Source organism: uncultured Methanospirillum sp., from assembly GCF_963668415.2.
Lineage (GTDB): Archaea > Halobacteriota > Methanomicrobia > Methanomicrobiales > Methanospirillaceae > Methanospirillum.
On the sequence record NZ_CAXXDL010000001.1, the window covers coordinates 1,242,119 to 1,255,229 of the forward strand.

Sequence of the window (13,111 nt, forward strand, 5' to 3'; positions counted from 1 at the left end):
TTTGTTATTTCCAAGGTGGGAGGGATAAATGAAGCATTATCACTTTTTTCATGTGTTTGTCGCATTGTAACATCTCATATGATCGGATTCGTAGTTGTCCAAAATCCGGTTAATCAGGTGATCATACGTTTCCCTCATTGTGCCATGTTTTACTAAACGGGCTACCGTTGCACGTTTTACAGGGATTGTCGTTTCAGGTGGCATGAGTAATGGTGGGTCTTTCAGTTATTAAAAGCATACCACAACGCATAGTATACTGTGATAGAGTTTCCTTTGATGAGGTACTATCCTAATTTACTACAGAAGTAATCCTAACAACTATTGTGACTGAATATCACCCAAATAAAATAAACAGACTCACACCAGGAGGTACTCAAAAGGAAATAATCAAATACGTAATTCGTTCTGGAGGCGCATGCTATGAGCCCGAAATTCGTGAATATTTAAGATACAAATTTAAGATAACCGCAATCACAGGAGTTAAAAATCATTTAGAGAAATTAGAGTCTGATAGGATTCTAAGGAAAGAAAATACTCCAGGAATGGCAAACAGATGGAGTCTTGATGAAAAAGAAGAATCTTCTTTTAATTATCTATGTGGGTTGATCCTTGAATCTGAATGGGATACAGGATTAGCCGATGATATTAGTGCCGTTTTTTGTTCAGATAAAATATATCAAATTGCAATGACAAAAACGGAAAAATACCACTATTTTATAAAAGATTTTTTACCTTGGATATTTATTAACTTCATTGAAGGGGAATTCCAGGTAAAAAGAATTCAAAAGGTAGTAATATCTGAAGAACTATTAACAACTTTTGTAAAGGCTTTAAACGTTTCACCATCTTTATTCGTAACCGGTTCAATTTCAAAAGGGCATAAATCCCTTCTTACATTAATTTCTTTATTATTATCAGAGAGTAAAAAATCAGGAAATGAAGAGGATTTTGAAACTTGGTTAGTTTATTGCACTATTTACGCAGGATTCATATTAGACGCAACAATATATCCAAAATTAAGACAGAAGATACTAAAATGCGCCAATGAGATCGATTCTTTCTTTTTTGATTTAAAGGGAGACGACGATATTTTGTCATACCGCATTGAACAATATTTAAAATTGAATGTACCTAATATGTCACTCATTCCTGAAATGAAGGCTTCAGATTGAAAGGATGTTTAAATTTTCGAGTGAATACCACTAATCCTTTTTGATTAAACCGAGACTGACACTTTTTTTATACAGAAGGCAACTCAAAAGCCTTGCATCTTTTACCATCCAATAAAAATAGTCGATTTTCTCGTAATTTCAATTTTCATATATGAGACGAGAGGACACAGTTAAGAGAAATGTTAAGAAAATTAAGTCCTATAGTGGAACACTTGTACCAGTTGTACCACATACAGGGGACAGACCCCTGGGAAGAAAAGCATCAGATGAGAAGTCTATCTTTACATCAATTTTTCGAAGATCTGAATTTGAGACTGCAACTCAGAAAAGGAGAGGGTGAAATTATATTCCCATTTCCATAAGAGCCTTTTCAGCTGCTTCTTTGGCTATTTTAAACCGTGGATCACTTTCAAAGGTTTTTATGAACAATTTCATTCTATCCCCTGCCTCCGGTGTTAGTGGGGTACCGCAGGCACTACAGAAACGATGTGTGAAAGGGTTGACAGTACCACACGAGAGGCACTGAATAGGCTCAAGTTTCTTGCTTTCATTTGTTGGCCGTCCTCGCCTTCTCACACCCATACGTTCGGCTGCCTCATCAGCTACATCATCCTCACAGAGGTGAAGGTAAGTTTTGAACATATCAGACTCCACAGACCCCCACATCATTTTCTTGATCACTGATTCCTTCCACCCTTCTTTGATCAAATGGGTGATCCTACTATGGCGGAAGGTATGGGGAGTGATCTTTCGGGTGATTCCTGCCTTATCTGCTGCACGCTGAATTACCTTGCGTAGTCCATCATAAGTAAATGGTTCAACGCCACGAGCAACAAAGACAAATGCACCTTGCGCGCTAGAATTTCCAGGGAATTGATTTAGCCAACTCTTTAGATATCCAAGACTATTGTAAAGGGGAATCGCCCTCTGTTTTCCAGTTTTAAAGTCGGTGCTAATGGTCGCATGTTCCTCATGAAATTTTATTTGTGACCATTGCAAATTCCCAATTTCCCCAATCCTAAACCCACCCTCGTACAGAGTCGAGATGATAGCCTGGTTGCGAATGTTTCTAGCGTGAGTGATCATATCCATCACTTGTTCAGGAGTAAGAAGGTCAGACACATCTTTCGTAGCAGAGTCATATCCTGGAGTCTTGATAAGCCGGACTTTTTCAATCTGTAGTCCAGGTGCTGCTTGGCCATTTTCACAAATCCACAAACAAACACGCTTCAGCGCCCTAATGATATCTGCTTCAGAATTTTTCTTAAACCCTGCATTCCGGATCTTGTCAGATGCGAGATATACATCAGGAGTAGTCATCTCATCAAACGGTGGAGTCCATCTTCTCAACCCCGTGATGTTACTACACAACTTAGCTGCTCTTACATCACTGATTCCTTTAGTTGCTCTGAGCTCTGCAATGAAAGCACGTATGATCTGTTCATCGGAATCCGTAATTTCAGACGCCTTTCTTTTCTGGGCCAATGTTTTTTCTATTTGTTGTCGATATTGCTCATCTGAGCGGTAAAAACGCTGATTAGGGCTTTTTGTAACCACATATATATAATTATTCCCTGAGGCATTATACTTTTGTTCTAATGCCGGGCTGGGGCATTTATTTTTGTAAAACACTTCGGGTTTTACTTTTTTTTCACCAACCGATGAGATTGGTTGTATATTATTTATTATTGCTCCGCTACTCGTTCTCAATTATCTTTAACACTGTTACATAGACCCCACATTGATTGATGAGGTTCTTTTTTTTGCAACTTTCAAACCCGATTCTAGAATTGTCTCAATGAAATATCATTTTCTCATCAGATTTCAAGATATCATTTCTTGACCATACCGTCAGCACCGGTGACGATGGGGTGAATACACAATTTCGATCAAAGGTTTTCACCTGGGATATCTACCTTTACAAATCCCGGATTCAAGGACTCTAGGTTTGGGTAGAGGGGGATGATTTCGGTTCAGATACAGTGCCAGATAATGGTGATGATCAGGGCGGAAGAAGATCAAAGATGCGGTAAGAGAGTGGGGGTTTCCACCCGATACTCCGGACTACATCCCGATGAAACTTGCCGGGGTGAAGATCGAGGAGTTCATCTCAGTGGAAGGGTGGCCGAACCGGAAACGCTGCTCGGTATGTGGGAGGAGCCCCACATACTATCAGGAGCGGATGACCCAGGAGAGGCTACGAGGGCCACCGAGGCAGAATCGAATGCTCTGCAAGAACTGTTATGATCTGGCTAAACGGCGGGTATCTAAACAGATTACGACGATCCCCGGAGCGATAGATACCACGGTGATGATCAAAATCGGGAAAGATCTCGGGAGGTGCCATGTGTGTGACACCTCCCGAATCATCTGGTGGGATGAAGAGCAGCACCTGGGATTATGTGACCAGTGCTATACACGGGAAGTTCAAGCTGCAGAAAAACGTGGGTTTCAGGAAAAATAGATGTTTATGATGTATATCGGCCCCTACCTTATCATGGGGTCATGGAAGTGGATAGGATTTGGAACATATGGACCATTCCCGGAGTCGGGTGAATTCCGGGGAGAGATATTCTGGTCACGATACAATTTCGGGCTTTTTAGTGTCCGGAGATTTGGATGAGGCCGGCAACCTCCTGGTGTGCTGCCAGGCAGTGCCCTCATCTTGTGTGGGAGATGCTCGGTCCGCCCCAGAATAGGAGACGGGGAAAACGGAGGAGAATATGCAAGTTGGCCGGGATCGTTTCGGGTTATCTGAACTCCTGCCCTTCCGGTTTTCTTTCTGAGCAGGTGAATTCATGAGCCTATGGCCCAGGGCTCATGGTTCTCATTGCAAGGAGAGAAACTGCCCACATCTTACCCGGAAAGATTGGAAGTCCGGGAAGAGGTTTTACTGTAATTTGTTTAAGCGGCAGATATCCAAGGTCCTGATTGAGGACTGTCCAGAGGTGGAGGTTAAGGAGGGGGATGAGGGGAATTGATTGAGGGGGCTCGAAGGATGTTCCGGAGATAATTACCGTGGTACTATAAGTAGTGAATGAAGAGAAGGAGGGAGGAGTGAAACCCTTTTCAATAAGAGAAACTCAGGGACCAGTATTTGTAATAGCGGAGGCAAAGTATCAGGATACCAAAGATCTTTTACAACATGTATGTTGAGCCTTAATATTAGATCATTATAATTAAGATTTGAATAATTCACAGTTACATTTCTGAATACTGCTTAAATGAGTCGAAACATAAATCAAGAGAAAGGACCAGCAAAGCCATTTTTCAAGTGGGCCGGAGGAAAAAACCAACTACTCCAGGAATTCGATTCTCGATTCCCATATGAATTGAGAACAGGGATTCTTGATCGTTATGTAGAACCATTTATAGGAGGAGGAGCGGTATTATTTTACCTTGTTCAACATTTCCCGATAAAAGAATCGTTCATTTGTGATGTGAATGAGGAACTAATCCTAACCTATAGTGTTGTTAAAAAAGATGTAAAAGCCCTCATTTCACTGTTATCTCACTATCAGGAGAGGTATGATATCCTTGATGAGAATGAAAGAAGTTTCATGTACTATGAAGTCAGGGATGAATTAAATGAAAAACGGAGAGATATTGACTTTTCAATCTATGAGACAAAATGGATTGAGCGAGCAGCTCAACTCCTATTCTTAAATAAAACCTGTTTCAATGGCCTTTTCAGGCTCAACTCTAAAGGTGGGTTTAATGTTCCTTTTGGAAGATACAAAAACCCTAAAATCGCCAATGAATCAAACCTGCTAAAAGTATCAAAACTCCTATCCCAAACGACTATCCTTCTCGGTGATTTTAGCATCTGTCAAGAATATGTGGATGACCGGACATTCGTGTACCTTGATCCCCCTTACCGCCCATTAAATCAGACATCTTCCTTTACATCTTATTCAAAGGAGGGATTTTCAGAACTGGATCAGATTCGGCTTTCTAAGTTTTTTGCAGTTATTGATAAGATAGGAGCGAAGGCAATGTTGAGTAACTCAGATCCAAAAAACGAGAACCCAACAGACCATTTTTTTGATGATCTTTACAAACCATATCTAATAAATCGGGTTATGGCTAAGCGCTCAATAAATAGTGTTGGGGGGAAACGAGGAGAGATTAGTGAGATCATCGTGATGAATTACCAACCGCCCGATATTCATGGTACTTAATAAGGACGCAGCCTGGGATGATGTATTCTTAAAGATTCCCTTACTTTCTGAAATTGCAGAAACCGGATATTCTTTTTTAACGGCAGAGGCTCTAAAACAAGCATCGGGAGGCAAAGAGCCACGTCTTCTTGCGAAGATGGATACAGACCTATCGCGACCTTCAATATTTAAGAAAAACAATCTGGCGATTCTGCCGGTAGAAAATGGGAAGTACGTTATCTTTCAAGATCCGAAATTAAAATCATACTTCACTTTTTCTCATTTATATGATTCAACAGAACCAGAGGAGTATGAACCATCCGGATACGTCACTATGCTTGAGACGATGCAGCCGGGAAAAATAACCAGTGAATCATTAGCTATTGATTTTTGTTATCATGCATCTCTTCTCCGAACGTTTGTCGGTCAAACAGATATTTACCAGACGATTAGGGGGAGGCAAAGAACCGGTTCTTTCGAGATCATTCTTCCGACAAAGTCTAATAACCGAATCCAGATAAATGGAGTGCAGATTGAACTAGACGCAGGATATGAGAGCCCTTCCTCAATAATTCTTATGGAGGCTAAAATGGGAAGGGCTGATACTTTTCATATCAGACAACTCATGTATCCATACCTGAACTGGCTCACATTAACATCAAAACAAATAATTCCCATTTTTTTTACCTACACCAATGGACTCTATTATTTTTTTCAGTTAAAGTTCGGTGAGTTGTATGGTGAGGTTGATGTTGTGCATCGCCGATGCTACACACTCAAAGAGCCACCGCTTGGAAAAATCCATCTTCATGAAGCTCTTAATTCGACATCAATAGACCAAGAACCTCATGTTCCCTTTCCCCAGGCTAATGATTTAGATAAGGTTATTGATATCATTGTGAACTGGTCACAAGGGCTTACTTCAAAAGAAGCGATAGCACATTTTTTTGAGTTTGATGTCAGGCAGGCTGATTATTACGCCAATGCTGCGGTTTATATCGGGTTACTTACAAGGAGTTCAGAGCAAGGACAATTTGTTCTAACTTCTGAAGGAAGCCGACTCGCTCAATATATGTCAAGAGGACTTCGAAATGAGTTTCTCTTCAGACAGATGATTCGAAAACCTATTTTTTATGATGTTTTCTCAGTATTGGATACGGTTGGATTAAACGTTGATTTAGTATCAGCGGAAACCATTGCTGCAATCATTCAGAAACATACCATAAAGGATTGTAATGATACCACCGCAAAACGAAGAGCCTCAACAGTAAAGAAGTGGTTATATTGGATGAAGGGTGCGGTGATTTTTCGTTAAATAGGGCAATTTTTCAGTTATTTGATTCCAGGATATTGAGTAGTTAAAACCGATTAGGAAATTAAAGACGTATCAAAAGATTTGTAGATAAAATAATTATATCGATTTTACATAAACAAATAATTTAGAGATCATTTTATCCATCAACCATTAATTTCATTTCATTAAAGTGCTTTTCATCTTCATTTTTTATCAATTCTAATATATCATTCATTACTTCTTTAGTTTCTTCCAAATACGATAAATCCGCCTCTATATCTATTCGAATGTGATTACTATGCGAATTGGCATCAGTATACCGCATAATCCGAGTTTTTTTCTCATCACTGATTCTAGATTTTTTTATTTGATTCCCAAAATTCCCAATCTCTTTCGGATATCTGAATGCCAAGAAAGATTCTAGTAATCTTCTAGAAATATTTGGAAGAAGATAATAGGATTCTAATTCTTGATTCGGAGAATGGGCATTAGTATAGACTAAACTATATAAATAATGATATTCTGACGTGTAATCTTTTAATAATTTATCAAGAGCATAAATCCCAGCCACTCGACGACCATTAGAGATAGTGTTTTTTAACATATACAAACTTGATTTGAGTGCTCGTTCTGTTTTATCCATACGCCAGTTCTTTACTTCTTTAAAAAACGAGTAATTATGAGTCAATATAAATAACTGCTTTACATTTTCGGTTCTATTTTTTAAAAATGCAAATGCAGTATAAAGGGAGTTTGAATCAAGACTGGATATCGGATCATCAATTACTATTACACTATGATGAATGTCAAAATCTTTGTCACGCAAAGTCTTTAAAAAATATATAAACGAGATTGCTGTTTTTTCACCTTCGCTCAAAGCCTCTGCCCTATTTCCGTTCCTCACTATTTGGTAACCCTCATCTCTCACTTCAAATTTGATTTCTTCATGTCCAAGATAACTATGTAAATCGGAGTTTATCTCCTCGGCAGGTGCTCGGTGTTCAATGATGCTCTTTTCAAGGTTAATTATTTGAGAATGAAGGTTCGTAATTTCTTGATTAATTGCATCATATTCGCCATTCAATTGACTCAATTCATGTTCATATAAAAGAAGTTCATTTAAATTGGAAGCAACAAAATGATTCTCGACTATTTCTCGAGATTCGTTAATCTGTGCCGAAAAATGTTCTGTCTTTTGATTATGATGATTAATCACTGAGTTAACACTTATGATTTTTTCTTTAATCTCAAATTTGGTTGCAGGATATTGACTATCTTTCTCAATAAATGGATTTTTTCGTTTTTCTTCTAGAGAGGTATGTAAGATATCTAAATAATTATTTAATTTATCCGTTTCTTCAAGTAATGATTCTTTATCCTTTTCATATATAGATGAAAACTCATCATAAAAGTCTGCTTTTCTTGGAAGAGGGATATTTAGTATTCGTTTTATTGCTAAGAGAGACCCTAATGAAATATCGATTTCATTGACTAATATTTCATACTCTTTGTTGAAATGTCCTTCCAACTGTTCGATTAAATCAGGAGGTAATTCTTTATCACAAAATGGACACTTTGTAAATTCATTATTCTTTACAAGAATTAAACCATGATTTACCCAATTATTTAGATCATCGTTGAGATTCAAGCGTTCAATAACTTTCGAAGTAATTGTTTTCTTTAAAGTCCCATTTATTTTAGTTATCAAAAGATCTAAATCTGAGATGTCAAGCAGAATCTCATGGATTTTATCTTTAGGATTCGAATTAATAATTATCTTTAATTCATCAATTCTTTCAGGAGAACAGATCTTGGAAATATATTGATCTTTTTTTAGGGTTTCACATCTCGTCTTAAATGGGCGCTTATCATATCTATTATATTTATTTTCTCCCGCAGAATGCAAAAATTCGTTAATATTTTTAGCTTTATCAGTACAGAATTTTTCAATTTGTGTTAGTTTGTTCTCCCATTTTTTCTTAATTTCATCTCTTACAAGGGAATTATCGTCATACTTAGTTTTTAACGAGTTTAAGGTCCTTTTCGCGGTTATATCTTCACGACCTAAATAAAAGATTGGAGTTACCTTTCCAGAGTCTGTAAAAATATTCTCTTTAATGAAGTCTTCGTTAAATACCTTTAAATTTATTGAGGAGGAAGCAATGTTATTTTCGTCGATTCTTCCATTTTCAGTTTCAAGAACAAATCCTTCACATTCAGGACATATTGCTCTCTGCTCTATCTGACGAAAAAATTTTGATAGCGTTGTCTTACCAGATCCATTCCATCCATAAATAAGGTTATATTGATTAAATTCGACCAGATCGCTTTGCCACAAAAAATCATGAAATATATGAAACTCCTTTATATTCTTAATTTTTTTGATCATGAAAACGCCTTATTGATTAACTTACACTCGATTTCTTGTTTATTAATTCTTCCGATTTTTTAATTAGATAGAAAACAAAAGGTTTTGATAACCTAAAAATTGAAAGATATCATCATATTATTGCTAATGAACTTCCAGAAACAAATTAATTAGTACAAATCGACGTAATCTCTAATATGAAATATCAGACCATTACACTTTGAGAACCCTCATCCCCTCTCTCAAACAACATATAGGTAGACCCACCCATGACCATCCCCACAAACGATGACATCCTCCGTCTTCTGGATCACCTGGATCATTCCATAGCCGATGATCTCGAGTCCAGCATTCTCGATTTCAAACCATGGGATGACCCAAAAGGCGATATGAAAGTAGCCATCGAGTATGCGGTCTGCTTCTCTAACGCTGATGGAGGTGTCGTTGTCTTCGGGGTCTCAGACAAAACACTCGGGCGTTCTGAGGCTATTCACGGGGCAAAAGGATACAATCTCGACACATGGAGAAGGGGAATATTTGACCGGACCAACCCTCATATCCAGGCCGAGGTCGAAGAACTGAACGTCCCTGAAGGAACCGGACATCTCCTCATCGTCCGGATTCCGAAAGGGAGCAACCCACCATACGGTACATCACAGGGTCTGTTCAAACAGCGGGTTGGGAAAAACTGCATGCCCATGGACCCGGCTTCATTTGCATCCATGAGGGCATCAACCGGAGCAGTAGACTGGAGTGGACAACCGGTTCCCGGGATTATTCCTGAAGACCTGGACCCGCTTGAGATCGCCCGGGCACGAGCGATGTTGCGGAGTAAAAATCCCGAGTCAGAACTCCTCAAAATGTCAGACGATGCCTTTCTTCGAGGCCTCGAAGCCGTTCGGGGAGACTCGGTAACCAACGCAGGACTCCTCCTCTTTGGAAAGCCGGATATCATCTCAGATCTCTGTCCACAGAGCCAGGTGCATTATGTTCACCAGCCGACAGAGACAAAAGTAGCCCGCAATGATCTCTGGAGAGTAGGGCTTCTTCAGGTCATCGAGAAGATTGAAAGTATCTTCTCGGGGCCCATCAATCCGGAAGAGGAGATATCTGTCGGTCTCTTTAAACTCCGCATTCCAGCCTTTCCTCTCGATGTCGTCCGAGAAGTAGTGCTCAATGCTGTAACCCACCGGGACTATACCAATCCGGGTGAAGTACTCATTCGTCATGCAGCATCGGAACTGGTGGTGACCAGTCCGGGAGGATTCATCGGAGGGATTACCCTTCAGAACATTCTCCGCCATGAATCAACTCCACGGAATAGGACTCTGGCAAATGCCTTTCTCAAACTCAGGCTTGTCGAGTCAGCAGGGACCGGGAGACGGAAGATATTCATCCCAATGCTCGAGTACGGGAAACGGATGCCCCGGTATGAGGCCGATGGTTCCCAGGTCACTCTGCATATTTATGACGGAACGTTTGATCATGCCATGGCAAGTCTTGTTGCCCGGTGGCATGGAGAAGGGAAAGATATCGGGCTTGATGGGCTCATAGTTCTGACCTATCTGAAAGATCACCGTTTCATCAGTACGGCTGATGCTGCAGATCTACTCCAGTTGGACCGGGATGATGCAATTGCTGTTCTCGATACTATGAACCACCCCTCTCGAGGAATTCTCGAGCGAAAAGGACACGCAAAACCGGCAACCTACTATCTTGCAAAAACCGTTGCAAATGATCTCATCGGGAAGGTTGCATATTCATCATCCAAGGGAATAGATGCAGCCAGGTATGCAGAGTTGGTCCGGGGATTTGTCCAGGATCATGGCTCGATAACCAATAGAGAATGCCGACAGTTGTTAGGTCTCGGTGACACCGCATCAGCACAGGTTGAAGCATCACGGTACCTGAGAAAATGGTCTGAAGAAGGAGGTTTTCTCAAGGCAGAGGGTATTGGCTCTCAGAGGGTATACCGTCTGTGGGGGTCATAACAATCTTTCAGATTGTTATGAGGTCAGAATAGAAAATATCATTAAATGTCGAGGCAATTGAAAAACAAAGACTCATAATCCTCCTCTTGAGTTCTTAACAGAGTTCTTAACATTGTTAAGAACCCCTAGATGAATATCACATCATTTGAGGATTTATTTTCTAAAAGAAGAATTCTCCCGAGCCATTTGATGTTTTAACAGATCTTTAACATTGTTAAAACCCTCACTACTCTCATCATGTCGGAAATTATATTCCTGATACGTGAGGCCGTCCAACGAAGGCCCTATTATTTAAATAGGTCATAAAATTTCTCGACTCTCCACTCTTTTTTCATTTCGTTAATTGCCGTGGGACCGATTTCGGCACCATTATATACTATTGAAACTGGCCTCTATGCTCGTTGGCTCAAACGAAAAAAGGACATTACATGGGACTGTAAATCCAACAAATAGTGTTTCAATCAGTACATTACTTGGAAAAATGGATCTTACCCAGATTGAAATTGAATTGCACAACCATCTCAATTACAGCCAAACTCGAAAATGGTTATATTCACCAATATTATTATTCAAACTCTTGATTGTCCATTCCTTTCGAAAACAATCCTATCGAAAATTCATCAAATCACTAACACTTGAAGATTGCATTGCTCTTGGAATTCCTGAAATAGAGCCCGGAAAATATCATATTCCCTCTGCAAGTAATTTACATGATTTTGCTTACAATCGTTTGCGATTAGACGGCTTTAAGAAGATCATGTACCTAAACGGAGCCATTGCATGTCAATCTATTCAGAATGGTCACGGAATGGTTGATTCAACCCCTATTGAAGCCTCAAGGTATGATAAATATGCAGAATATAATCCCCATTACGCTTGCAGGATGCACAAATATCACATATTTCATTTAAACAACTTTCCACTTTATGGAATATTTTCTGAAGGTAATGCTCATGATTCCCCATATGCAATCCCATTAGCTGAAATTGTTGGTACGATGAATCCAAGCATGATCAAAGTTCAACTTGATGGTGGCTATGATTCCTTCATGATTTATGCGAGATACTGGAGAATTTTCAGAATTCAACCACTAATCGATCCAAGCAAGAACGCAATTTTGAACATAGAGGGGACAATTGAGAGAATTGATCATTGGGTAAATAAAATGTGGAAGAAAGGGGGAGACATTCGAGATTCTATTGAGGAAAAAATGCTATTTCTCACGAATAATGGAAGGGAGAAACAGGTCGGGATGTATCTTCGCAATCAGAACTTACTTAATCCAAATTTCAGAGTTGAATACAAATCAAGGGCAGATTGTGAAAGAACTCATTCACACATGAAACGAATGTTTAATTTCAGTGTAAAATGGATTCAGAAAAGATCTGAAGAATTTTACATGACATTGAATCTCATTTCATATCAGTTTGTATTACTTGCAAATTTAGTAAAAAACCAAGGAAAGGGTCAGGGTCTATCAAAATATTACTGAAAAAATAAAATGCAGATGTCCCATTAAGTAGCGAATGCTATCGAGTTTTTAGTTCTTCTTCGTCTATCAACTGTAATTTTGAGTAGTTTGGATGTTGATTCCCATCCTTTGCAGTGCGTGTATCTATCATTCTATTGTAAAAATTGGTAGTTCGACAAAAAGCGAATTATTTGATTGACAATCTGTCCAATCTACATCTTTTCATTGGACAGCCTCTACGTGAGTGGTAGAATTAACAACATATTATAATAGATGATGATTCGCACCAAACGTTGATTTCAGTAATGAACGATTAATTCATTGGCAGAAGGAATTTGAGCGATATTACCATATGATCTCTCACATAATTCGGAGGTACGAATGACCGAGGCTTTTTCACCAATAGAACAGATTCTGCGGCAAATCGGTGAACTTGACCGGGAAGGAAAAGAAGTCCTCTTCGAAGAACTCGAGAAGCGAATTATTGAGGAGCGACGCACCGAGATAGGAGAGAGCGAGACGAGACCATGAAGGCATATCACCATGGGACCTTGAAATCTGGAAGTCCTGACGAACTCTTCGCTGATCTTGACAGATAATAGTCTCTGGAGAATAGTTTAGGAAGGGGAAGAGAGCCCAAATACAAACTTAGATA

At 39.3% G+C, this 13,111-nt stretch carries 10 protein-coding genes; 8 read left to right on the forward strand and 2 right to left on the reverse strand.

The genetic code is table 11. The features are described 5' to 3' along the window. Positions 1-323 precede the first annotated feature (323 nt). On the forward strand, positions 324-1,172 hold the full coding sequence (locus tag ACHZA2_RS05690) for a hypothetical protein (RefSeq protein ID WP_319578892.1): 849 nt from the start codon (positions 324-326) through the stop codon (positions 1,170-1,172). 342 nt (positions 1,173-1,514) lie between these two features. Here ACHZA2_RS05690 and ACHZA2_RS05695 read toward each other — a convergent pair whose 3' ends face one another. Next, the gene (locus ACHZA2_RS05695) at positions 1,515-2,882 is read right to left on the reverse strand and encodes a tyrosine-type recombinase/integrase (protein ID WP_319578893.1); all 1,368 of its coding nucleotides are present in this window, start codon (positions 2,880-2,882) and stop codon (positions 1,515-1,517) included. Positions 2,883-3,246: 364 nt separating this feature from the next. Here ACHZA2_RS05695 and ACHZA2_RS05700 point away from each other — a divergent pair, with 364 nt between their 5' ends. From ACHZA2_RS05700 to ACHZA2_RS05715, 4 genes are all read left to right on the forward strand, one after another. Next, positions 3,247-3,636 carry a hypothetical protein gene (locus tag ACHZA2_RS05700; protein ID WP_319578894.1) on the forward strand — a complete coding sequence of 130 codons (390 nt, stop codon included), beginning with the start codon at positions 3,247-3,249 and terminating at the stop codon, positions 3,634-3,636. After that, a complete protein-coding gene (locus ACHZA2_RS05705) occupies positions 3,637-3,795 on the forward strand; it encodes a hypothetical protein (RefSeq protein ID WP_319578895.1) in 159 nt (52 codons plus the stop codon). A gap of 601 nt (positions 3,796-4,396) precedes the next feature. Beyond that, on the forward strand, positions 4,397-5,353 hold the full coding sequence (locus ACHZA2_RS05710; RefSeq protein ID WP_319578896.1) for a DNA adenine methylase: 957 nt from the start codon (positions 4,397-4,399) through the stop codon (positions 5,351-5,353). Continuing rightward, on the forward strand, positions 5,343-6,647 hold the full coding sequence (locus ACHZA2_RS05715) for a type II restriction enzyme (protein WP_319578897.1): 1,305 nt from the start codon (positions 5,343-5,345) through the stop codon (positions 6,645-6,647). The genes ACHZA2_RS05710 and ACHZA2_RS05715 overlap by 11 nt, the downstream gene beginning before the upstream one ends. Positions 6,648-6,783: 136 nt before the next feature. Here the strand turns inward: ACHZA2_RS05715 and ACHZA2_RS05720 are convergent, their stop codons facing one another. Next, positions 6,784-9,015, reverse strand: coding sequence for an AAA family ATPase (locus ACHZA2_RS05720; RefSeq protein WP_319578898.1), 2,232 nt, complete (start codon positions 9,013-9,015; stop codon positions 6,784-6,786). Between the two features lie 248 nt (positions 9,016-9,263). Here ACHZA2_RS05720 and ACHZA2_RS05725 point away from each other — a divergent pair, with 248 nt between their 5' ends. The 3 genes from ACHZA2_RS05725 (at position 9,264) to ACHZA2_RS05735 (ending at position 12,987) form a co-directional block, all read left to right on the forward strand. Then, entirely contained in the window at positions 9,264-10,985 is a 1,722-nt protein-coding gene (locus tag ACHZA2_RS05725) for an RNA-binding domain-containing protein (RefSeq protein ID WP_319578899.1), read from the forward strand. A 394-nt stretch (positions 10,986-11,379) separates the two neighbouring features. Beyond that, positions 11,380-12,477 carry a transposase gene (locus tag ACHZA2_RS05730; protein WP_319578110.1) on the forward strand — a complete coding sequence of 366 codons (1,098 nt, stop codon included), beginning with the start codon at positions 11,380-11,382 and terminating at the stop codon, positions 12,475-12,477. 360 nt (positions 12,478-12,837) lie between these two features. Continuing rightward, the gene (locus tag ACHZA2_RS05735; protein WP_319578900.1) at positions 12,838-12,987 is read left to right on the forward strand and encodes a hypothetical protein; all 150 of its coding nucleotides are present in this window, start codon (positions 12,838-12,840) and stop codon (positions 12,985-12,987) included. Positions 12,988-13,111 lie beyond the last annotated feature (124 nt).